This window comes from Dyella caseinilytica (assembly GCF_016865235.1).
In the GTDB taxonomy this organism is placed as follows: Bacteria; Pseudomonadota; Gammaproteobacteria; order Xanthomonadales; family Rhodanobacteraceae; genus Dyella_B; species Dyella_B caseinilytica.
Genome location: NZ_CP064030.1, coordinates 1,482,012 through 1,505,450, shown reverse-complemented (window position 1 = coordinate 1,505,450; position 23,439 = coordinate 1,482,012). Strand labels below are relative to the sequence as shown.

Here is a 23,439-nt window from a genome sequence, read left to right as displayed (position 1 = left end):
CGTCACTCTCCCCAATGCACGGTCAGGTCGAGCACGACGCGCGACTCATGCCGGCCGTCGTACGGCTGGTAATGCCAGCTCAGTCCCCATCCGAAACGCAGGCCAGCCTGCGGCTGGAAGATCTGTCCGTAGCGCGCGCTGACCATCAGGCCTGTGCCGTAGTTGAGTTCCTGGTATCCGCCGACAGCGACGTCGATGCGCTCGGTCCAGCTACGGTCCTCGTACTGGCTGAGCAGGTTTTGCAACGCGCCGGTGACCGCGTAGGAGTGATCGTCGCGCGGGTTGAAATACGGGCGATCGTCTTCGCTGTTATGCGAACCGCCGATTTCCACACCGCCATCAAGAGTGAGATTCGGCGCGGTGTGCAGGCGCTGCACAACATCCGCCAGCCAACCTTCGCGCAGATTGCCGTCGCTGAAACGATCGTGATAAAGCGCCAAGCGTGCCGAGGTCAGTTCGCTGGCACGCCATTGCACAGCCGTACTGATTGAATTGCCGGTGATGCCATAGTACTGCGCACGCAATGGCACATCGTTGCTGGCGCTGCTCCAGTCGGTGGACCACGACCATTGATCGTTGATGGCCCAGTTGAAGCCGGCGGCCACGTCCGTACGCTTCACAAAGCGATCAGCCGACGGCAACGCTTCCAGATAGAACTGCAGTCCGTGCAGATAGCCTTCCAACCCAAGACCTGCACGTTCGCGCACTACCGGACCTTCCGGCAAGGAAGCCGTGGCGTACTGCGCCAAGGCAAGTACACGCCAATGATCATCGATCAGCGGGCTCGCCAGCGTCGCCTGGGTTTCTTCGTCGCGATCACCGTAGTCGGGACTGTTGCCCCAGCCATTGTCATGCGTGAGATCGAACTGCCAGCCGCGCGTGCGATCCCACGCGTCCAGTGCATCCTGCACACGTCCGCTGCGGCCGGCTTCCTGCTGCGCCTGCGCGAGATTGGATTCCACCGCTGCGTAGTCGTACAAGGCTTGATGAGCGGCGGCGGCATCAAGGTCCGCGTTGGCGTCGCGCTCATCCAGCGTGTCGGCGATCTGCAGAGTCTGCAAGGCGCGGCGTGGCCAGCCGCGTGCCAGTTCGGCCATCGCCAGATCGCGGCGAAGGTCGGCATTACCCGGTGCTTCCGCACTCATCGCGGCAAGCGGCTCGTAGCCCTTTTTGAGCAAGCCCTCGTCCATGTCGATCATGGCCGCATTGCTGTCAGCATCTACCTTGGGCTGGTTCTGCGTATTGCCGCGCACATTCCGTAGATGCAGCCAGCGCGCTTCGTTATCGGCTAGCTGGTGAATGGTCGATAGCGCATCGTGCGAGCGACCCGCTTCCTGGTACGCATATGCCAGGCCTATACGCGGATCGACTTCGCTCGGATCGTAAGGACCGGGATCGCGGCGAATGCTGTCTTCGTACAAGGGAATCGCATCGCGAGCGTCGTGCTTTTGCATCATCGCGTCAGCCACCGCCTGTTCGGCATAGGGTGGCAGTGACACGCCTTGTTGTTTCAGTGACGCGTAGTCGGCCAATACCTCATCGGCTCGATCGTCCTGATCCAGCACGGCGAGCAAGTCCAGGCGTGCGCGCAGCCGTATGTCTGCGGGTGCTGCGGGGTCGTTCGCCAGTTGTTCGATCGCGGCGGCAGCCTTGTCGGCCTCGGCGTAAGGATGGTGCGCGTCAGCCGGCTCACCGCGTGCCCAGCGCGCCTGATGCGCGTCGTAATCGGCGATCTGGCCGTAGCGTTCGGCGAGACTCTGGGAGGGAAGCGCCGCGCCAAGTTCCCTCGCGCGCGCCGAAGCGCCCAATTCAGACAGCAGCGCAACATTGAGCTGGCGCGCATCGAGATTGTCCGGCCAGCGCGCCAATACCTCCTGGCAATACGCCAGCGCTTCCACACGCTTGCCGGCTGCTCGCGCAGCGCGCGCCTGAGCCAGCAGACTTGCGGCGTCTGTCGTCGCCTGCATCGTCGTTTGCGCACAGACGGTGTCCACGGTGCCGTAGAGCGTGAACATCACCAGCAAAGCGATGGCCGTGCGACGTAAGCGCAGGCCGCGCTTTTCCGCTGGGCGTTCGACGCGCGCGCGAACGCCTGCATCAGCCGTGCATGAAGACACTGGAGTTTTCCCCCGTTCCGTTTTGAGGTGTACCGGTTCGGCTCAGCCCCCGACTGACCCGACCTTGCCTTTGTTTTTAGCCAAGCAGGAACCGCGCCATTGTGTGACGTAGTTCACATTTTCATGGTATCTCGACTCGACCTCAAATGGGAAAGCCCGCCCGGCGGCCCGGAGGGCTGTATCAAGCCTCTTTCCGACCCTCGTCCGCACGCGATTGGCTGCCTAAGGACGCCGCTGATAAGGCGACGGATGGCCCACCCGCGTCCGATTCCGCCCCAAAACGTTCAATCGCTAAGCCGTGATAACAATTGCCACCGCACGGCAGCCCGATCGAGCTGGGCGAGGGCCTGTCATCGCGCCTCCTGCAAAAGCAAAGGGCCTGCATTTAGCAGGCCCTTTGTATTCACAACCACCATCCCGCGCTCAATGCACTTTGTGCGCAGGGGGACGCAGACCGAACAGAATCAACAACACTGCGCCCACGGTGATACCGCAATCAGCCACGTTGAAGGTCGGGTAATACCAATCGCGGTAGTAGACCTGGATGAAATCGGTGACCTGCGAGGCATGCAAGCGATCAATCAGATTGCCTAGCGCCCCGCCAATGACCAAGGCCAACGGCAATGCCGTGCGCCATGCACGGCGTGCCGTGCGCGTTAGCCACACCACCAGCGCGCTGCTGATCACCAACGCCAGCAGCACGAAAAACCAACGCTGCCAGCCGCCGTTTTGGGCCAGGAAGCTGAACGCCGCGCCGGGATTGAACGCCAGTGTCCAGTTGAGGAAGCCCGGAATCACCGGATACGGCATGCCCGCCGGCTGCAGCGCGGTCACCGCCCACCATTTGGTGAGCTGGTCGAGGGCGATCCATAGCGCGGAAAGCAGTAGCCATGGGAGTGCGTTGGGTTTGGGGTGCATCAGCGTACTCAAACGTTTAGAAAGGCCAACTCCCTCTCCCTTCCGGGGAGAGGGCTGGGGTGAGGGAACAATCTTGCAGCGGTGTGTATCAAAGCGAGGCTCTGGTTGCAGTTCAAGGCCAACCTCGGCCCCTCACCCTACCCTCTCCCCAAAGGAGAGAGGGTTTTAGCTCAAGGCTAGAACCAGCGGCGATCTTCGCCCGGTCCTTCCACGTTGCTTACGCAGCGGCTACAGATGTCCGGGTGCGCAGGGTTGCTGCCCACGTCTTCGCGGCGATGCCAGCAGCGGATGCACTTGGCTGCTTCGCTCACGCTGGCAGCGACATGCACCTCGCCGCCTTGCAGCGGCAACGCTGTCGCATCGGCCGGACGCGCTTGCAACGGTGCAAAGCTCAGGTCGGAAGTGATGAAGAAGAAGCGCAGCTCATCGGCAGTCTGTGCATAGCGCGCCGTGGTCGCGGGATCGGCATGCAGTACCAGTTTGGCTTCCAGCGCGGCACCGATTTTCTCGGCTTTGCGCATGTCTTCGAGCACACGTGAAGCGGTGTCGCGGATCGACAGCAGATCGGCCCAATAGCGGCGCTGTTCCGGCGAAGCTTGCGTGTTCACCAGACCGTCGTACCAGGTTTCGAACAGCACGCTTTCGCTACGCTCGCCCGGCATGTGCTGCCAGATTTCTTCTGCGGTGAAAGACAACACCGGCGCCAACCAACGCACCAGCGCTTCCAGAATGCGGTACATCGCACTCTGCGCACTGCGTCGGCCGAGGCTTTCGGTCGGCATCGTGTAGAGGCGGTCCTTGGTGATGTCCAGGTACAACGCACCCATTTCGTTGGTGCAGAAGTTCTGTACGCGCTGGACGATCTCCGGGAAGTCGTAGCGATCATAAGCGGCCACCACAGCCTGCTGCAGTTCGTAGGCCTGGCCTATCGCCCACTGATCGAGCAACAGGCTCTGTTCAACCGGCAACAGCCTGGTCGGATCAAAGCCATCCAGATTGCCGAGCAGGAAACGTGCGGTGTTGCGGATGCGGCGATACATGTCCGACACGCGCTTGAGGATTTCCTCCGACAAGGACATCTCGTAGCGATAATCGGTCGACGCCACCCACAGGCGCAGGATGTCCGCGCCCATCCGGTTCATGATGTCCTGCGGCTCGATACCGTTGCCCAGTGACTTGGACATCTTGCGGCCCTGCGCATCGACGCTGAAGCCGTGCGTCAGCAGTTGCTTGTACGGCGGCTTGCCATCAAGCATCGCGGCGGTGAGCAGCGAGGAATGGAACCAGCCGCGATGCTGGTCCGAACCTTCCAGGTAAAGATCCGCCGGGAAACGCAGCACATCGGCATGCGAGCCACGCAGCACATGCCAGTGCGTGGTGCCGGAGTCGAACCATACGTCCAGCGTGTCACGATTCTTTTCGTAGTGCTCGGCATCCGCACCGAGAAGTTCGGCCGGGTCGAGGTTTTGCCACGCTTCGATGCCATGCTGCTCAACGCGCTTTGCAACGTCTTCCAGCAGCTCTGGCGTGCGCGGATGCAGTTCGCCTGTTTCGCGATGCACGAAGAACGCCATGGGCACGCCCCATTGGCGCTGGCGCGACAGTGTCCAGTCGGGACGTTCGGCGATCATGCTGTGCAGGCGCTGCTTGCCCCAGGCCGGGAAGAACTGAGTGGCTTCCACGCCTTCCAGCGCAGTTTCGCGCAGTGTCTTGCCGCCATCCTTCGGCGTGATGTCCATGCCCGCGAACCACTGCGACGTGGCGCGATAGATGATCGGCGTCTTGTGCCGCCAGCAATGCATGTAGCTGTGCGCGTACTTGTTCTGGTGCAGCAGCGAGCCGGCTTGATCCAGCGCTTCGACGATCTTGGGATTGGCCTTCCACAGGAACATGCCACCGAACAACGGCAGCCAGGATGCGTAGACACCATTGCCCATCACCGGAGCGAGGATGTCAGCGTCCTTCATGCCGTGCGCCTTGCACGACTGGAAGTCTTCCACGCCGTAAGCGGGCGCGGAGTGCACGATGCCGGTACCGGTATCGAGCGTCACGTAGTCGCCGAAGTAGATCGGCGAAAGACGCGCATAGCCCGGATCCACCGCGTACAGCGGATGGCGGAATTTGAGGTCACCCAGCGCCTGCCCCGGCACGGAAGCCACGATCTGCCCTTCCAGACCATAGGTCTTGAGGCATTCCTCGACGCGCTCGGTGGCAAGAATCAGCAGGCCCTTGGCCGTATCGACCAGGCTGTAGCTGAATTCCAGATGCAGGTTGAGCGCCTGGTTGGCGGGAATCGTCCACGGCGTGGTGGTCCAGATCACGATCTGGCCACTGGGCTTGGGCAGCTTTTCCAGTCCGAACGCCTTGGCAACGGCATCGGGGTCGTCGAACGCAAAGCCGACGTCGATGGCGATGTCGGTTTTGTCTTCGTACTCCACTTCCGCTTCGGCCAAGGCCGAACCGCAATCGAAGCACCAGTTGACCGGCTTCAGGCCGCGGTAGATGTAACCCTTGCGCAGCAGTTCGGCCAGCGCGCGGATTTCGCCCGCTTCATTCTGCGGTGCCATGGTGAGGTAAGGACGATCCCATTCACCCAGCACACCCAGGCGCTTGAAGTCACCCTTCTGCTTCTCGATCTGCTCGCTGGCATAGGCGCGTGCCTTGCTCATCACCTCGTTGGTGGGCAGGTTTTTGCCAAACTGCTTTTCGATCTGGATCTCGATCGGCATGCCGTGGCAATCCCAGCCCGGCACGTAAGGTGCGTGATAGCCGGCCAGCAGCTTGGACTTCACCACCACGTCCTTGAGGATCTTGTTGATCGCGTGGCCGAGGTGGATGGCACCGTTCGCATAAGGCGGGCCGTCGTGCAGCACGAACATGGGCCGGCTGGCGGTCTTGGCCTGGATCTGGTGGTAACGCCGTACCTTTTCCCATTCGGCCAGCCAGCCCGGCTCGCGCTTGGGCAGGTCGCCGCGCATCGGGAAGGTAGTCTGGGGAAGGTTGATGGTGCTCTTGTAGTCCTGGGTCATCGCTCGGTGCCGTATTTACGGTGGTCCCGCTTCGATGCCTGGAGGGCTACCGAAGCCTCGTGCTACTGCTTGCCGCGCGCGGCGGTCATGGGTGACCTGAGCGCGCATTCGTGGTCGGCACCGGCTCTGTTTGCACGCAGATCACAGGGGGATCGGTGAAGGCAGACTGGCTGTCTGTCGAACCGATGCCCCTGTGATCTGCGGGCAAACAGAGCCGGCCCCTCGGGTGACTTCTGAAAGCGCCGCGGGCTGCGCCCCATGGCTTGGAAAGACCCCCAGTCTTCCCGGCGCCACGCGACACACCCCGCGGCGCTTTCAGAAGTCATGACAACCACGAATGCGCGCTCAGGTCACCCCTAACGCACGCGCTTCGGCGGGTGCTTCAAATAATAATGATCGCCACGGCCGCTGTTGGGGGCGTGGTACGCGTGGCTGGCATGGACAATGGCAGGTTCATGGCCTTAGTCGCCGATCAGTACAGGGTTCATGCCCAGGATCTCCCGGGCCGAATGCGCATCATGACTCATTTGAGCCTTTAATGCGTCCAATTCGTCGAATTTCATCTCGTCACGCAGCTTGGCTACGAACTCCACCGCCATGCGCTGGCCGTACAGATCCCCTTCGAAGTCGAACAGGTGTACTTCGAGTAGCGGTTCAGCCACCTCGTTGACGGTCGGCCGCGTACCCAGACTGGCCACGCCCGGCCAGCTGCAGGCACCCTCGCCCAGTCCCACTCGCACGGCGAAAATGCCGTGGACGGGCGTAACCCGCTCACGCAAATGGATATTGGCGGTAGGGAAACCCAGGGTACGGCCAAGCTGATTGCCGTATTCCACCTTGCCTTCGATCACGAAGGGACGGCCCAGCAAGGGCGAAGCCGCGCCAAAGTTGCCAGCCGCCAGCAAGGCTCGTACACGGCTGGCGGAGACGCGCTCACCGTCCAGCAGCACCGCCGGCATGGTGTGGGCGACAAAGCCGCGCTCGGCGCCGATGCGTTCCAGCATGGCGACGTCGCCCGCGCGCTTGTGGCCGAAGCGGAAATCCGCCCCGACCCAGACTTCGCGCACGTTGAGGCGATCGAGCAGCACACGCTGCACGAAATCCTCGGCAGACATCGCCGTCAGGGCTTGGTCGAAGCGCAGGAGCAACGTGTGCTCCATGCCGGACGCAGCGAAGCCGAGCAGCTTTTCGCGCACGCTGGAGAGGCGCGGCACCGGCTCTTTCGAAAAATACGCACGCGGCAGCGGCTCGAAACTCACCACGATCGGCGTGCAGCCGAGGGCTTGCGCCCGTTCGCGCACTTCATTCAACAAAGCTTGATGGCCGCGATGCAAGCCGTCGAAGGCACCGACCGCAACCACACTGCCGCCGGGGGCCAGACACGGCCCGGCGACTTCCCGGGACAGTTTCATCATGCCATCAGTATAGCGGTCACTCATGATGCAATTCGCGTAGGCGGAAGCCGGTTGCGAAAAGTACGACCACATACGTCGCACCGCCCGCACCAACCAACAACGCCAGGCGCCACACGCGGCCGATCACTTGCATCTGCGTCCAGTCCGGCCAGTACCAGCGACCCAGCAGCAATACGACGATCATGGCCGCACAGGCCAGCACCAGCCGTGTGCAATGCTGCCCCCACCCCGCCTGCTGCTGGTAGATATCCGCCTGCCGCAACCAACGCCACAGCAACAGCAGGTTGATATAGCTCGCCACGGCACTGGCCATGCCCAGCGCCAGATGCAGGCCGGGTACTTTGGACAAACCGTCCAACAAAGGCCCAGCCCGCAAAGCAGACGGCGCCCACATGGCATACAGCACCAACAGAAACAGGCCGTTGAGCAGCATGTTGGTGATCAGCGCTGCTACACCGGCACGCACCGGCGTGCGCGTGTCCTTGCGCGCATAGAACGCTGGCAGCAACACTTTCACCATCGCGTAGGCCGGTACGCCGAAGCTCAGCGCGGTAACCGACAGCGTGGCCATGCGCGTATCAAAAGGCCGGAATTGGCCGTTCTGAAACAAGGTAGCCACCAGCGGTTCGGCCAGCAGCATCAAACCAAACATCGCCGGTACGGCAATCAGCAAGGTAGTGCGCAGGCCCCAATCCAGCGCCCTGGAAAAACCCTCATGATCGGTGGCGACGTGATGCCGCGAGAGCGACGGCAGGATGACCGTCCCCAGCGCCACACCGAACACACCCAGCGGCAACTCCAGGAAACGGTCGGCCTGCGACAGCCAGGTCTGCGAACCGGAGATCAACAACGATGCGATCACCGTATCGAACAGCAGGTTGATCTGTGACACCGACGAACCGAACAAAGTCGGCACCATCTGACGCATGATCCGGCGCACATCCGGATGATTCCAACCCCAGCGAGGCTTGGTCAGCAGATCGAGTTGGCGCAATGCCGGCAGTTGGAACAGCACCTGCAGGATGCCTGCCGCGAACACTGCCCAGCCCAGCGCCAGAATCGGCGTCTGCAATCGCTTCGACAACCACCACGCACCAGCGATCATGCAGAGGTTGAGAATCACCGGCGTCAGCGCCGGCAACCCGAACCGATGGAAGCTGTTGAGCGCGCCACCGGAAAGCGCCGTCAGCGATACGAATAGCAAAAAGGGAAAGGTCAGTCGAAGCAGTTCGACGGTGAGCGCGAACTTGTGCGGCTGATCCACCGCTCCCGGCGAAAACACCGTTGCCACCTGCGGCGCGAACAAAACGCACAACGCGGTGACCACCAGCAAGACACCGCCCAAGGTGCCCGATACGCGCGCCATCAGTTCCTTCAGCTCTGCGTGCGTGCCCTTTTCCTTCACCTCGGTAAAGACCGGCACGAATGCGGTGGAAAAAGATCCCTCCGCAAACATGCGGCGCATGAAGTTGGGAATGCGGAACGCGACCCAGAAAGCGTCGGTCGCCACATTGGCCCCGAAGACATGGCTGATCGAGATATCCCGCAGCAGCCCGAGCACGCGCGAAACCATGGTCATGCTGCTGAACGAGAGCAGCCCGCGTAACAGGCTCGGCGACTTCATGCTTCTCCCGATTCCTTCATAGCCCCTGCAAACGCCTGATGCCGTTGTTGGCAAAGGCTGAATTCTGACAGTCGCACGCAGCGATGCAACCGAAGAGTCATTTGGCCGTTCGTCGAGAGAAAAAAGCAAACAGCGCAATGATGACCACACGCGCGACGACATTGGCGGCAAGAACGTGGTTTCCCGATTCCCGATAGGCCGCATAACTCTCAAGCAGCGCGGACGCCGCGTGGAAAACAATACAGGTGCCCGCAATCAGGCGCAGCGCCCTAGGATCGGTGAGCTGGCTGCCGCCGAAAGATAGAAACGCGATACCGAATTCGGCACCGGCCAGCAAATAGGCGAGAAGGTAGGCCTGCGGCGCCAGTTGCACCCCGGCCACCCTCGGTATCAGGCCCGGAGAGAAGGCAAGTACAATGGCGGCAGCGAGCGTCACCACGCCGTGGACCATCAACAGTTTTCGCAAGCCTCCAAAGCTCGCCATGGCGCTACCCCGCTGCCTGGACCCGATAATTTTCAGCTTTTCTGAGCCAGATAGGCGAAAATGGCCCGCTATGGCCTGGCCAAACGGCCCAAGCGCTTGACCCATCGGCAAATTACCGACATAATTACCGCCTTTTTCCAACCCCAGCTATTTCATTCCGGAGTTCTATCTTGGCCAACATCAAGTCCGCGAAGAAGCGTGCGCGCCAGTCCGAGCAGCGCCGCCTGCGCAACGTCAGCGCCCGTTCCATGGTGCGCAGCGCCCTCCGTAAGGTCGTCAAGGCTATCGAAGCCAAGGACAAGGCCGGCGCCGTGGCCGCTTTCGCCGCTGCCCAGCCGGTGATGGATCGCTATGCCGCTCGCGGCCTGATCCACAAGAACAAGGCTGCTCGCCATAAGAGCCGCCTCAACACGAAGATTCGCGAGCTGGCCTAAGGCCTAGCTAGCATTGGGTTGGTGGAAAAGCCGGCGGAAACGCCGGCTTTTTCGTGCCTGAATTCCCACTCCCAAGAGGAGTGGGAGGCCGGCGGAAACGCCGGCTTTTTCGTGCGCTGCTTCCCTCCCCCAACATTCCTGCAACCCGAAGGTACTAGTCCCAGTGGGACAGGCAATAGATATCTATGCCTTGCGGGAGAGGGCTAACACGGCTAGCTCATGCTTCATAGCCCGTACCTCATCCACACTGGTCCGCTCCGTATCCGGCGGCAGATCCTTCAAGGCCGGATTGAGATAGCGCATCGCAGACCGATGCAGCGCACGCGCCGAACCGTGAAGCTCATGCGCACGAGTAAGCGTGGCCACCTCAGCCAGATTCTGTGAGCGAATGCCCGCACCAGCCATGATCGCAATGCGTCCGGCCGACTGTTCGACGAGACTGGCAATCGCGGCGGCACCGGCCAGGGCATTGGCGAAGCCACCCGAGGTCAGCACACGCTCGCAACCGAGTGCGACGACGTCTTCCAGGGTTCGCGACAGGTCTGAGCTCGCATCCATGGCGCGATGAAAGGTCACGCCTAGCTTGCCCGCTGCGGAAACCAGTTCGCGGCAACGAGGGTCGACTACGCCATCCGCGTCCAGCGCACCAATGACCACGCCATCGAAGCCAAGTTGTGCGCAGGTTTCGACATCGCGTCGCATGATCTCGAATTCGGCGTCGTCATAAAGAAAATCGCCACCGCGCGGCCGGATCAGCACATACACCGGAATACGCACGCGATCGCGCACCACGGCCAGCATGCCGTACGACGGCGTGATGCCGCCTTCGGCCAAGCTGCTGCAAAGCTCGACGCGATCGGCGCCGCCTTCCTGCGCCGCCAGCGCCGAAGCCAGCGAACCGGCGGCAATTTCAAGCAAGTAGTTGTGCGGCATCAGGTGTAAGTCGTCTGGTAAAGGCTGGGCGAAGCGACCAGTCGATCCTGCTGCTTCGCATCGCATACGGCATAGGTGAAGCCCTTCTGGATGGCGAATGCGCCGCATTCGCCATCGCGGCGCAGAGCCAGAAATCCGACCTGCATGTCCTTGGTGGCTTCCGGCCTTTTCTTCACGATGCGGCGCACGGCTTCTTCGCAAGCCTCCTGCGGGCTACGTCCCTGGCGCATCAGCTCGACCACCAGGAAGCTGCCCGCATTGCGGATGACTTCCTCGCCCACGCCAGTGGATGTCGCGCCGCCGACTTCGTTGTCGACGTAAAGACCCGCGCCGATAAGAGGGCTATCACCCACACGGCCGTGTAACTTCCATGCCATGCCGCTGGTGGTGCAAGCGCCGGCGAGATGACCGTTGGCATCCACGGCCAGCATGCCGATGGTGTCGTGATTGTTCTTGCCGCCCGGCATGCCGAGGCTCTGCAAGCTACGGTGATAGTCGATGTTTTCGCTGTTGGCGACCGGCGTGTACTTGGCTTGCTTGAGCCACTCATGCCACGCCTTGGCCGATTCCGGCGTCAACAGATCTTCCTTGGTGAAGCCTTCCTGCAGCGCAAACTCCAGGGCGCCGTCACCCACCAGCAGCACATGCGGTGTGTCTTCCATCACCTTGCGCGCCACCTTGATCGGATGAGCAATATGCTCCAGCGCTGCGACCGCGCCACAGCGGCCATCGCCATCCATGATGCTGGCGTCCAACGTGACCTTGCCGTCGCGATCCGGATAACCTGCGCGGCCGACACTGTGGTTGTGGAGATCGGCCTCGGGCACCAGCACACCGGTTTCGACAGCATCCAACGGCTTGCCACCCTTGCCCAGCACCGTCCACGCTGCCTGGTTAGCCGGTATGCCGAAATCCCAGGTGGATACCACGCGCGCCCCTACCCCGCCCGGCACCGTGCCGGATAACGCGACAGCTGCTTGCGAAAGGCGTGGCAATGCCAGCGCAGACGTAGCCAGTAGTGAGGTTTTCAGGAAGTCGCGGCGGTTGTTCATCAGGTTCTCTCTGTATCGGTGAAGGCCTGCAGGACAAACATGATGCGTGATTCCTGTCCCACAGAGGCCGTCTTATGCCATAGGTCATCCACGCTGCGGGTCAAACCACGGCTTCGGCTTCACGCACACGCTCGGGCAACGCCAAGCGTCGTTCGGCCTGGTCGTATTCGATCAGCAGCACACCCGAATCGTGGCGGCCAGTGATATCGACGAAGCATGCGCCGCCGATGAAAGGCTCCAGCGTCATCACGGACTTGAGCGGCGTCGCCACCACCATCTGGAAACCGAAATTCTCGAAAATATTCATCGCCAGCGCGGTGAATTCGTTGTCGGCCTTGTCGAAGGCCTCATCGAGCACAACAGCGGCGTAACGCGGCAGATGACCATCGTCGCCGCCAAGCTGATAACGCAAGGCTGCAGCGAGGCAGGTGGTGGCAAGTTTTTGCCGCTGCCCACCCGACTTGCCTGCGCCGCTGCGATAGACCTCAACCTGACGACGCGTTCCGACCTCCACCTCCACGCCAACAAACTCGACATGCTGACGCACGTCCAGCACCTGCTCGCGCCAGCGCTTGTGCTCCGGATCGTCCGCCGCCAGCTTCGCCACCAACTGGCGCAACACGCTGAATTGCGCTTCGGCCAATGCACGGTCTTCGGTCTGGCTATGCGACAGCACATCACGCAGTTGCAGCTGGAATTCCTTCACTTCCGCCAGGCCGCGGTCGGTCAGCTCGATCTGCAGCAAGGTGCCACGGTTGAACGGCACACGTTCCAGGCTTTCGTTAACCTCTTCCATGCGCTGGCCGATCGATTTGCGCGCCTCGATCATGTGTTTTTGCAACACCAGCAGATTCTGCTTGCTCTGGCTCTGCAGGAGTTCGAAGAAGCGCGCCTCGTGCTTGGGCAGACCGTCCAGCTCCAGGCGGCGCAGACGGGCCAGGAAGCCTTCGGCTGAATCGAGATTGGGCGTGAAATCGGCGCTGTCCTGCGGCCAACGGCGGCAAAAACTGCGGAAACATTCTTCCGTCTGCTGTGCCAGACGATTATCATCATCGATCTGGTTGCTGAGCGCCTCGTTGAGTCCACGTTCCAGTACACGGAAGTGATCGGCAAGGTTATCCAGCGATAGCGGTGGATGTGCCGGCAAACGCTCCGGCAGACCACGGGCCTGTAGCGGCGTCAACGTCGCGAGCGATGCCTTCTGCTTGCACGCCTCCCGCTTCTCGGTAAGGTTGCTTCGTTCGCGTTGCAGTGCATTGCGCTCACCGGCAGCATCTTCAAAGGCTGCCTGTGCACGACGCCGCAATTCGCGTTCGTTATCCAGGCGCTGGGTGATCTCCAGCAACGTTGCGTCACCTTCGCGCAGTTGCTTGAGCTGCGCTTCGATATCACCCAGGCGGTGCAACTTGGGCGCGACGTCGATCTCTTCCCATTCGGTGGCCGCCAAGGCGCTGGCAAGCACACGACGGTCGCCCTCGCGCGCATTGTCGTCGCGCAAGGTCTTCAAGGCTTCATCGGATGTGGCAATCGCTTGCGCCAGTTGTTGACCTTCCTTTTCAAAGACGGTCAGTTTGTCGCGGTTATCGAAGCCCAGCACCCAGTGCCTGCGATCGTCTACCGCACGGCGGTCGTCCTTTTCGTAGCGATCGCCTGGATGCTTTACCTGGCCTTCGCGCGTAATGGCGCGGTCAGCCTGCTTCAGCGCCGCAGCGGAATCCGCGCAGGTGTAGTCGAAGCGGCGTGCCAGCTCGGCGGAGAGCCATTCGCGATGCGCGTGATCACGCAGCTCCAGCCGATGCAGCATCGAACGCGAATCCAGCTTGCGCGTGTTGAGTACCTCGCCGCGTCCCACGCGGTAATACACCAGCTTGCTGCCAAGATGAGTCTTGTTAACCCAAGCGGACACTTCACTGTAGTGCTTCTCGTCGACCAGCAAGGCGAGCGCAAAACCATGCATTACGCGCTCGATCGCCCCGCGCCAAGCCGCATGCTCGGGTTTCACCTGCAGCAGCTCACCCACGAAAGGCAGTGTGTTTTCGGAGAGTCCAAGCTCCTGACACAACCGCGCACGCACGGCCTGTGTCGGCGCAGGGATACTGGATGGGTTGCGCTGCAAGGCCTCGATTTCCGAGCGCACTTCGCCGAAACGCCGAGCAGACTGGTCGCGCTCGCGCTTAAGCGTGTCCATGCGTTCTTCCAGTGCCACAGCGCGACCACGCGCACCATCGATCAGCTCACGCGCTTGCCCCACCAATTCGGCAAAACCATGTGCCGTGCCAGGAATGGTCCAACCAAGTTCACGACACGCCCGCTCGATCTTGTTGCGACGGCGCAGCCGTTCGTCGCGCTCGCGGCTGACCTGCTCTTGCTCTCGCTCCAATTGGTCGATCGCATCGCCGCCCTGTTCGCGCCGCTGATGTTCCAAGTCGGCGAGCTTCTGGTCATGGTTATCCAGCGATTGACGGCGCTGCGCCAGTTCGCCTGTCAACGCCTGATCCTGTACCTGCAGTTCGGCAAGCCGCGCATCCAGCAACGCCAAGCGGCGTTGTTCACGATAGAGATCGACGCCCTGCTGCAATTCTTTCAGTTCGCTGGTGGCACGCCGCAATTGCAGCAAACCTTCGTATGAATCGCGCGCTGGCACCAAGGTATCGACCTGCTCACGGGCAATGACGACAGCCTTGTGTGCGGCATCCAGTTCACCGAAATCAGCAACGAGCCGCTCCGCAGCTCCGAAGGTCTCTGGCTCGTCCAGCATGAAGCCGCGCAGGAATTGGTTGAGATCACCCAGATTCTTGGCCGACTGCGTTTTGTGCAGCAACTTCAGCGCCATCTCGTTCTGGATGCCCAGCAAACGGCGAAAGCGCTCGGCGTATGCGGCAAACGTATCGAAATGATGCACGTCTTCACCAAGGCGGGTTTTGAGCCGGCGACGATCAAGATCAAAACCCTGCAACTCCGTAGCGACATCGAAGGCGCGCTCGGCGACCATGTAATGCTTCTGTATGTCGGCGGCCGAGGAACCGTTGCCGCTTATCCAGAACAGGCGAATCAGGCTGACCGTGGCACCCATCGCATTGCGGTATTCAAGCACCAGCGCCGACCACGTCGCGCCCTTGCGCAGGTATTGCGTGGCGATCTCGCCCGAATCACTGTCGTGCTGGTCCGCCCATGCGCCACGCACATAAGAGACCAGGCTTCGATCGCGCCCGCTGCGCTCAGCTTCGCGCGCTGCGGCGTTGAAATCGACCAGGTTGGGCGGCACCAGCACAGCCGACATCGCATCCAGCAAGGTGGATTTGCCCGAGCCGGACCGTCCGACAAACAGAAAGCCACGCTCGGCAATCGGTACTTCGACCAAGCCACTGAAGGTGCCCCAATTGAATACCTGCAAGCGACGCATGCGGAACTGCTCGTCGCGCGGATCAGGCAGATCGGAGAGGAACAGCGACGGGGCCACCGGGCGTGCCGCCTTCACAGCCTTGCTACGCGCCTTGCGCGGCGCACCTTTCTCATTCGCCATCCGGCTTCTCCTGGCCTTCATCCGCCTCGCGCAGCTCACGATAGGCCTGCGCCAACGCCTGTACATCTTCTGCCGAGAACAGCAACTTCAGCGCAGGTGATACTTCGTAGCGATCGTCACTGCCGCGCAGCTTGTCCAGCACGTGGTTGTCTTTCATCTTGGTGATCGCGCCGGCAACGCGCTTCGCAAAACCGGCGCGGTCGGTGGATACGCTTTTCTCGTAGACGGACAGCGCATCCACCAGCGAAGCTTCTTCCACCACGGCGCGATGGCCATGCGCCTCGGCCTCGGCCAGCTGCTGACGCAAATACAGCAACAACACCGAATCGATAAACGTCAGCGGCGAGGTGCGCAACAGCACCGGCGTATCCAGTTCGCCCGTATCAAACTGGCGTGTAAAGGCCACGCCGCCTTCGCGGTCGATCACCAGTTCCAGGAACAGGTCGCACAAGCGTGAACGCAGTGCCGCTTCGTGGCGCAACAGGGCCGTCCACAGCTGACTGTAGCGACCCGCGTCCAGGCTCGGCCCGGCCAGCAGCAGGCACAAAGCGCGGCGCGCATCCAGCGGCAGGCTGCCGCTGTCGCCATCGAACAGCGCGGTGCCGCCTTTGGGCTTCTCCGCAACGGCCTCGACCAGAGCGGTGTCGTCCTCAAGCAAATTCATGTCACTTCTCTTTTCATTCGCAGCATATGTGGCATAACTTATTGATTTTCTTGTCAGTCACACGCTTGGCCGTAGCGCTTACTCCCGCAAATGGAGGGCATCACGCGGCATCGCGGGGTATGCAAACGCACAAGCATACCGATAGCCACCCCATAAATTAAAACGCCGCCCCCGATAGAGGGGCGGCGGTCGGGCGTCGGTCATCCTTGATGCGGGGCTAGCACCCGCGGCGCCTGGACTTCCCGGCAGGAAAATCATGAGCAAGTCGCGTGCCAAAGCGCAAGAGGGTTACCCGCATGGAGGCCTTGGCTGCCTATACGTGACATCGAGCACAGGAAGGTGCGACAACCTGCCGCACTTTTTAAAGAGCCGTCGAGTTACACGGCGATTTCACAGCAGCCACACAAGAATTGGCAGAATAGTCGACATTCCACGCGTCGATTCGGGGATACAAAAGCATCACCACATTTCGCGTAAGGGGCACGGAGTATGGGAAACGGGTGGTTAAGAAGCGAGTGGCTGAAACAGATCGCCGTCGCTGTCGCATACGTGCTTGTCTATGAGGCGGCTCACCCGTTCTCTCATACGCAGTTTTCAATTGTCGTGGCCTTGCGCTTAGCGCTGCTGCTTTTCCTGCCTTATCGCTACTGGCTCGCGGTTCTTATTGCCGACGCCGTGCCTAACTTCCTCGTGGTGTACCCATGCCTCGATCAGTTTGGCGCGATGTGGGTCGCGTGGCGCGCCATTCCCCCCATTGCTTTCGTCATGCCCATTGCATGGATCTGCCGTGAGCGTTTTGCCATCTTTCCGGCCACGAACATGGTCAACATCAAGGCGCTGCTCGCTTGCGTCTTAGCGTCAGCGCTTACCTACGCTGCGTCTGCCATGACCGCCATCACTCTTGCTTATGGCAAGCCTGGCAACCTGGCTCCTACACCAACGCTCGCGATTGCGTATTTCATCGGCTTTTACTTCGCCATGCTCGCCATCGTGCCTTGGGTTCTGATTGTAGTTTTTGAGTACCGCGCAGGCCAATTTCGAGAAAAGCTGAAGCATGCACTGGAAAGCCGTCTGCTGCTTGAAGGCATGACGATTATGCTTCCCGCCACTGCGTTGCTTGCCATGGTGAGCCATCGTCATAACTCCGACGACCTGCAGCTGACCGTGATGATGATGTTTCTACCTGTCGTCTGGATCACATTGCGGCATGGTTGGCGAGCAACCGCATTCGGCAGCACCATTGCCATCGTCTGTGCTGTGCTCGTGCTGCCTAGCGAGTCTCAGAACGCTAACCTTGCAGTCGTGCAAACCGAACTGTTTTTAGCGCTTTCGCTCACTAGCTTGTATGCCCTCGGCGCACGTATCAGTTCGCAATCGATGGAAGGGCGAACTCATTTGGACGAATCCCAGATCACCAGGGAGCAGGCTCGGCAAAGCTACCTGCAGGGTGAACAACGCATGCGGCACACGGCGCAGTCATTGGAATATGTGGCCGGGACGTTGCACGTTACGTTCGGGCGACTGCTTCAGAATATGCGCCGCATCCACCCACACATTGAAAACGAGAGCTACTACAAGCAGGCGCTTACCGCTCAGGACCAGGTATATCGGCTTGCCGAGAGCTTGCACCCACTAGCATGGCGCGAACGCGGGCTACCCGCCGCGTTGCAAGAAACGATAGGCCAGGCATTGGGTGAGGCGGGCATTGCCTATGATTGCAGCATCAAAGGCCGGGGTTTCACGCGCATGCAATCGGCCGTGCTGGCAGCTGCATACCGTGCGGCATGTGAGGCGGTGGTTTATGTCGCCTCCCGTGTAGCCTGCTCAAGTGTGCGTCTGACCGTGCGTGGTGGCGAAACCAATGGTTCGCGCTGGGTATTTGTTGCGGTCGAAGATGCCACAAACGAGTCCAGTGTCGTTCGCGCCATCCAAGCAGCGGCTGATCGACGTCGTCTCGCTACCAAGCTGGGCGCGATGGGCTTCGAGATGGATGAGTTGCGAAGTCATGTGCGCCTGTTCGATGGAGAGCTGCACCAACGCAATGTGCAAGGTCGTACGCGCGTGACGATGCTGCTGCATGACCCCAAGCAAAAGGAACAGAGGCACGAGCGTGCCTCTGCAAGTGTGCGCCTATGGGTGCGCTAATCAGGGAATATTCTGAATGACGTTGCTGCCCGAGCAATCAGCCTCGGGGCAGGACTGCGTCGCGTTTTTCACCGCGAATGTCGTCGCACCACTGCTTTGTGGCGTGGCGGTGATGGTCGTGCTTGCATCGTGATACACGACCTGAGCCGTCGATGATGCCGCTGTGGCTGTCGTCGTAACGTTCTGCGCATCGACACCGACAGGCAGCACGATCGTGGTCCCATTGGCCGTACCGATGGCCGCATGAACGGTGCCGCCTAGATCGTTGATCTGCACATACTTGATGCCATGCAAGCGGAATACGTAGACGTGCCAATTCGATGCAGCGCTCACGTCTGCCGCATTCGGCCAGGACGCTCCCAGGCCCGTAGCGGGTGACGCAGTCTGTGCGATGGCCGTGGACGTCAAACCCAAAGCAATAAAACCGACTAATACAGCGTTACGAACAAGACTTCCTTGAGTACGGGACATGGGTTTCCCCTGGTGGTGGTAAGTGACTTACCGGTAGACAAAATGTAACAGGGGAAATGTACGAAAAGAGAGCATTTTATGCACGGCTATCCACGCTTATTCAGGAGAGAAATTGCACACTAATTCGTTTCACATCTCGTTGACATTATTATAAAAATTTTGGCCTCGATCTAAATCAAATAAGTCGCCCGTAACTTGCGGCATATCGCTGATAATCATCCCTTCGCCACTGCCCGAAGGCGAGCCATAACGATTGGCCACGCTGAACCGAATGCTCAACGCACGCATAGGCAATCGGCCAAAAATAGGACGAATATCCGGATAATCCTTGATGCAGGCCGTCGCTCTACCCTGCGCCGACCTGATTTATTCCGCCATGCGCTCATCGTTCTCAAACTCAAGCGGTCCAGCAGAGCTTGGCTCAGCTACGCAAATTCATGCCGCTTTGCTTTTACGAACCACACGAGAGGAATACGGGCATGGCGATCGCTGCCGTCGTTGCCGCGCCAGCTGATGGTTTCCTGCTCGCCATCGGCGATTACGCCATGTCGTGTCGCCAGCGAAAGGTAACCGATGATGCTGCCCAGGCCCTGCTCTGCCGGACGCTGCGCGAGTACGGCGCCAATCGAAAGCTGGTCGTGTTTGGCCAGCAGTTCATGCAGATCGCGGCGTAAGCCGCGGTAATTAATTTCTGACTGCGCCACCAGTTCGCCCACGCTATCGAGCGAAATCGCAGCGCCATCGCTGCGCGCGACGCTGCCATCCACGCGAGCCTGACGCGGATCGTGCAAACGCCATTGCGACAACGAACGCAGCCGGCTGGTGGTCAGTTGCAACGTATACGGCGTGCGCTGACGCACCTGCACCGAGTCGCGTAATTGCAGCGCCTCGGCCTGCGCCTGCTTGAGCAGTTGGTTAAGGCGGCGCTGCTCCAGATAGCCGCGACTCTGCACGAAGCCACGAAGGCTACGTGCGAAATTCTGCATGACGTCGTGCACGTGACTGCCGCGTTCCAGCATCACGCCGGTCATGCCACGTAGAAATTGTCGTTCGTGGCGCTGCAGCTTACGTGCAAAGTTACGCGACAACACGGTTTCCAATGCAGCATCGAGCTGTGCGCTCTGTTCGATATCGTTGAGCAAGCTCCAGAAGGCGTTGAAGCTTCGCCCGGCCTCACTGTCACCGATCAGGTCCACGCCTTCGAACAACTTGTCGAGAATGTCGCCACGCTCACCTTCGTCGTCGATGATGCGTTCGCGGAATTCGCGGTTGAGCTGTTCGAAATCATCGCGAACACGACGGAAGTCTTCGGCCAGCTCGTCGGCCAGCCGAATGATTTCACGCGTGCGTTCCAGCGCGCGCTTGCCATCGATCGCCGCCACCTTGCCGGTGCTGACTCTTGCGATTTCCGCATCCAGACAATCACGCTCCGCATACAGCGCACTCAGGCGCGCGGTGGGATCGGTTTCGGTCTGCTCAGCCAGGTGTGCAAGCTGCTGGATCACCAGCGACAAACGGCTTTCAGTAGCCGCCATACGCGGCGTATCCAGACTGCTGACGAAACGGATAGCCTGCGCGGCGTGCGCGGAGAGTTCGTACTCTTCTTCGCTGGCGCCTTCGGGCAAGCGACGCTCCAGAAAGCCTCTGGCCAGCCAATCGGCAACATAGGCTTGCGCGGTGCGCGGCAGCTCACGCGGCAGGTCGGAGGCGTTGATCGCATCAAGGTGATGCTGCAGGCGTTCGAACAGGATGGATGCGCTGAGCTTGCGCTCATCATCCATCAGCAAGGTTTGCAGCAAGCCGATGATTTCGGGCGCATGGTCGGCGGCAAGCAGGCGCCATAGCGCTTCGTCTCGCAGCCGATGGTAGGCGGAGATGCGCGCCTGGAGCTTCATCGTCTTTTCTCCCATTCCCCTCTGGGAAGGGGACTGGGGTGAGGGTTCACGCTGGCCCTGAACTCCATCATCATCACGCTTATTTTTTGCTGCTTTTTCAAAGGCGGCATCTGTAACCTTTATCGCAAGGCCGGCTCCTCACCCCAACCCTCTCCTTGAAGGGGAGAGGGAGCCAGGTCACTCTCCGCGCAGCCGCACATCGCCTGGCAGCATGTCAGTGCGGCCTTCGCGTACTTCGCGCTGCGCCTCAAAGAAGCGCTGCGCCGCCTGGCAGACGGCCATTGTGTTCTCGCGCGCAATGGCCGAGACGAGGAACCACGGCTGAGTCCAGCCGAGGCGCTTGATGATGTCTTCGGCCACCGCTTGACGTTCGTCCTCGGGCAGCACGTCTTCTTTATTCAGCACCAGCCAGCGCGGACGCTGCATGAGTTCGGGATCGAACTTCTCTAGTTCATGCTCGATAGCGTGTACCTGCTCAACCACGTCGGAACCGTCGATCGGCGCGATATCGACCAAGTGCAGCAGCAAGCGCGTGCGCGCGACGTGGCGCAGGAACTGGATGCCCAGGCCGGCACCTTCCGCAGCCCCTTCGATCAGGCCGGGAATGTCGGCAATCACAAAGCTCTGATCAGCGCCGAGGCTGACCACGCCAAGGCCAGGATGCAGTGTGGTGAACGGATAATCCGCCACGCGCGGCGTCGCCGCGGACACGGCGCGGATGAACGTGGACTTGCCTGCATTGGGGAAACCCAGCAAGCCCACGTCGGCGAGCAGTTTCAGCTCCAGCTTCAGTTCGCGCACTTCACCCGGCGTACCGGGCGTCGATTTGCGTGGCGCTCGGTTCACCGAACTCTTGAAGTGGATATTGCCCAGGCCGCCCTTGCCGCCCTGAGCCACCAGCAGGCGCTGGCCGTGTGCAGTGAGGTCACCGATGATTTCGTCCGTGTCGACGTTGGTAACGACCGTACCGACGGGCACGCGGATGACGGTGTCCTCGCCGCCCTTGCCATACATGTCGCTGCCCATGCCGTTCTGGCCACGCTGCGCTTTGAAGCTGCGCTGATGGCGGAAGTCGACCAAGGTATTCAGGCCCTCGTCCGCGACCAGCCAGACCGAACCGCCGTGGCCGCCATCGCCGCCATCGGGACCGCCGAAGGGGATGAATTTCTCGCGGCGGAAGCTGATGCAGCCATTGCCGCCGTCTCCGGCCAGGACTTTGATGATCGCTTCGTCGACGAATTTCATGAGCTGGCTGCCGGGAATGGGGAATCAGGAATGGGGAATCGTACCCTTACAGGCGTCATTCCCGCGAAAGCGGGAATTCACTTCATCTGCTCAAGAGCAAGATGGATTCCCTCTTTCGAGGGAATGACGGCCATGCCATGGGCCAGGAATTGGCTTTGATCTTTGACGATTCCTGCCATAAAACAAAAGCCCCGCCGAAGCGGGGCCTTCGCTGCAACATCGGGGGCGATCAGCCCTTGACGACGTTGACGTACTTGCGATTGTTCTCGCCGCGGGTCTTGAACTCGACGGTACCGTCGACCAGCGCGAACAGGGTGTGGTCACGACCCAGACCCACGCCAGTGCCGGCATGGAACTTGGTGCCGCGCTGACGCACGATGATGTTGCCGGCCTCAATGGCCTGGCCACCATAGATCTTCACGCCGAGGTATTTCGGGTTCGAATCGCGACCGTTGCGGGATGAACCTACGCCTTTTTTATGTGCCATGACTCTCTACTCCGGCTGATCAGGCGTTGATGCCCGTGATCTCGACTTCGGTGAAATGCTGACGATGTCCCTGCTGCTTCTTGTGGTGCTTGCGGCGGCGGAACTTGATGATGCGGACCTTGTCGGCGCGGCCATGCTTGCGCACGGTGGCGGTGACGATGGCGCCGTCCACGATCGGAGCGCCGACGGTGATCGTCTCACCGGAGCCGACCAGCAGCACTTGGTCGAACTTCACGCTGGCGCCTTCTTCGGCGTTCAGCAACTCCACGCGCAGGACATCGCCCTGCTGGACGCGGTATTGCTTGCCACCGGTCTTGATGACTGCATAACTCATGGGAATAGCCCTTCTGTCGTTATTCTCTTGGGTTCGCCACGACCGATTCGGCCGTAGCGAACTGAGGATTTTAACGACGAAAGGGCTTGCTGGTCAACAACTAACCAGTCGACGGAGGGGGGTCAGTGGCCCGAATCGCTGCCCTGGGTCGGCGCGCTGCCGCCGTTATCGGACCCGGCTGTACCTGGGCAACGGCCCTGGGCGTCCAATTTGCCCTCTTTCTGCAGCTCCGAGAACATGTCCGAGGTGCGCTGACGCCCCCACTGCTGCCCGGCCTGGGCCGCTTCGGCCATGGTGGCGGGCATCTGGGACACCAGTTTCTGGCCCAGGGAGGACTTGTAGAACTTGATCAGCCCATCGACCTCATCGGAGGTGAAGTGGTGCTGGTAGGCCGGGATCATGGCCTTGGTCAGCTGCTCCTGCCCATTCTTGTCGATATAGGTCTGCCAGAAGGTGGCATCTACGCAAGGTAGCTGCTGACTCATCATGGCAGCCATCTGGTTGTTCATGGTGGCGAACTGGCCAGGCACGTCCATCACCTGCATCAGCTCCCGCACCTGCGCTTCGCTCGGCTGGGCCGCCAGGGCGGGACCAGCCACCAGCACCAAGCACATGCCCACACCCCAAGCCCATTTGCCAACCGTCATGTCACACCCTCCGCTGTACGGG

18 protein-coding genes and 1 pseudogene are annotated in these 23,439 nt (G+C 60.8%); 2 read left to right on the top strand and 17 right to left on the bottom strand.

Features of this window, described 5'->3' with window-relative positions:
• Positions 1-2: 2 nt before the first annotated feature.
• The 6 genes from ISN74_RS06390 to ISN74_RS06365 all read right to left on the bottom strand — a co-directional run bounded on the left by ISN74_RS06390 (position 3) and on the right by ISN74_RS06365 (position 9,587).
• Positions 3-2,117, bottom strand: a complete 2,115-nt coding sequence (locus tag ISN74_RS06390; protein WP_188798470.1) for a PgaA family protein — start codon at positions 2,115-2,117, stop codon at positions 3-5.
• Positions 2,118-2,540: 423 nt separating this feature from the next.
• Positions 2,541-3,035, bottom strand: coding sequence for a signal peptidase II (gene lspA / locus ISN74_RS06385; protein WP_188798468.1), 495 nt, complete (start codon positions 3,033-3,035; stop codon positions 2,541-2,543).
• Positions 3,036-3,211: 176 nt separating this feature from the next.
• Positions 3,212-6,064: an isoleucine--tRNA ligase gene (ileS, locus tag ISN74_RS06380; RefSeq protein WP_188798466.1), complete on the bottom strand. Its 2,853-nt coding sequence runs from the start codon at positions 6,062-6,064 to the stop codon at positions 3,212-3,214.
• A 461-nt stretch (positions 6,065-6,525) separates the two neighbouring features.
• A complete protein-coding gene (locus ISN74_RS06375; RefSeq protein WP_188799546.1) occupies positions 6,526-7,479 on the bottom strand; it encodes a bifunctional riboflavin kinase/FAD synthetase in 954 nt (317 codons plus the stop codon).
• Between the two features lie 16 nt (positions 7,480-7,495).
• The gene (gene murJ / locus ISN74_RS06370) at positions 7,496-9,088 is read right to left on the bottom strand and encodes a murein biosynthesis integral membrane protein MurJ (protein ID WP_188799545.1); all 1,593 of its coding nucleotides are present in this window, start codon (positions 9,086-9,088) and stop codon (positions 7,496-7,498) included.
• 112 nt (positions 9,089-9,200) lie between these two features.
• Positions 9,201-9,587, bottom strand: coding sequence for a hypothetical protein (locus ISN74_RS06365; RefSeq protein WP_188798464.1), 387 nt, complete (start codon positions 9,585-9,587; stop codon positions 9,201-9,203).
• Positions 9,588-9,757: 170 nt separating this feature from the next.
• On the opposite strand from ISN74_RS06365, the gene rpsT reads away from it, so the two are divergent.
• On the top strand, positions 9,758-10,021 hold the full coding sequence (rpsT, locus tag ISN74_RS06360; RefSeq protein ID WP_188798462.1) for a 30S ribosomal protein S20: 264 nt from the start codon (positions 9,758-9,760) through the stop codon (positions 10,019-10,021).
• A gap of 183 nt (positions 10,022-10,204) precedes the next feature.
• On the opposite strand, the gene ISN74_RS06355 is transcribed toward rpsT, so the two are convergent.
• The 4 genes and pseudogenes from ISN74_RS06355 to ISN74_RS06340 all read right to left on the bottom strand — a co-directional run bounded on the left by ISN74_RS06355 (position 10,205) and on the right by ISN74_RS06340 (position 16,193).
• Positions 10,205-10,954, bottom strand: a complete 750-nt coding sequence (locus ISN74_RS06355; RefSeq protein WP_188798460.1) for a copper homeostasis protein CutC — start codon at positions 10,952-10,954, stop codon at positions 10,205-10,207.
• Positions 10,954-12,006: a glycosylasparaginase gene (locus ISN74_RS06350; RefSeq protein WP_188798457.1), complete on the bottom strand. Its 1,053-nt coding sequence runs from the start codon at positions 12,004-12,006 to the stop codon at positions 10,954-10,956. Before ISN74_RS06350 ends, ISN74_RS06355 begins: the two co-directional genes overlap by 1 nt.
• Positions 12,007-12,109: 103 nt before the next feature.
• Positions 12,110-15,529, bottom strand: a pseudogene (locus ISN74_RS06345) (ATP-binding protein); the annotation flags it as partial.
• On the bottom strand, positions 15,519-16,193 hold the full coding sequence (locus ISN74_RS06340) for a DUF4194 domain-containing protein (protein ID WP_188798453.1): 675 nt from the start codon (positions 16,191-16,193) through the stop codon (positions 15,519-15,521). The gene ISN74_RS06340 and the pseudogene ISN74_RS06345, both read right to left, overlap by 11 nt.
• Before the next feature lie 489 nt (positions 16,194-16,682).
• On the opposite strand from ISN74_RS06340, the gene ISN74_RS06335 reads away from it, so the two are divergent.
• Positions 16,683-18,338, top strand: coding sequence for an MASE1 domain-containing protein (locus ISN74_RS06335; RefSeq protein ID WP_268235684.1), 1,656 nt, complete (start codon positions 16,683-16,685; stop codon positions 18,336-18,338).
• Here ISN74_RS06335 and ISN74_RS06330 read toward each other — a convergent pair whose 3' ends face one another.
• The 7 genes from ISN74_RS06330 to ISN74_RS06305 all read right to left on the bottom strand — a co-directional run bounded on the left by ISN74_RS06330 (position 18,339) and on the right by ISN74_RS06305 (position 23,417).
• Entirely contained in the window at positions 18,339-18,809 is a 471-nt protein-coding gene (locus ISN74_RS06330) for a hypothetical protein (RefSeq protein ID WP_188798449.1), read from the bottom strand.
• Between the two features lie 129 nt (positions 18,810-18,938).
• Positions 18,939-19,070 (bottom strand): hypothetical protein, encoded by a 132-nt coding sequence (locus tag ISN74_RS21220; protein WP_275411500.1) that lies wholly within the window; start codon positions 19,068-19,070, stop codon positions 18,939-18,941.
• 164 nt (positions 19,071-19,234) lie between these two features.
• Complete coding sequence (locus ISN74_RS06325; RefSeq protein ID WP_188798447.1) at positions 19,235-20,704, bottom strand: DUF3375 domain-containing protein; 1,470 nt, start codon at positions 20,702-20,704, stop codon at positions 19,235-19,237.
• Positions 20,705-20,881: 177 nt separating this feature from the next.
• On the bottom strand, positions 20,882-21,949 hold the full coding sequence (cgtA, locus tag ISN74_RS06320; protein ID WP_188798445.1) for an Obg family GTPase CgtA: 1,068 nt from the start codon (positions 21,947-21,949) through the stop codon (positions 20,882-20,884).
• A gap of 229 nt (positions 21,950-22,178) precedes the next feature.
• A complete protein-coding gene (gene rpmA / locus ISN74_RS06315; protein WP_188798443.1) occupies positions 22,179-22,436 on the bottom strand; it encodes a 50S ribosomal protein L27 in 258 nt (85 codons plus the stop codon).
• A 19-nt stretch (positions 22,437-22,455) separates the two neighbouring features.
• Positions 22,456-22,770 carry a 50S ribosomal protein L21 gene (gene rplU / locus ISN74_RS06310; RefSeq protein ID WP_188798440.1) on the bottom strand — a complete coding sequence of 105 codons (315 nt, stop codon included), beginning with the start codon at positions 22,768-22,770 and terminating at the stop codon, positions 22,456-22,458.
• 122 nt (positions 22,771-22,892) lie between these two features.
• Positions 22,893-23,417, bottom strand: a complete 525-nt coding sequence (locus tag ISN74_RS06305) for a DUF2059 domain-containing protein (protein WP_188798438.1) — start codon at positions 23,415-23,417, stop codon at positions 22,893-22,895.
• Between the last annotated feature and the right edge of the window lie 22 nt (positions 23,418-23,439).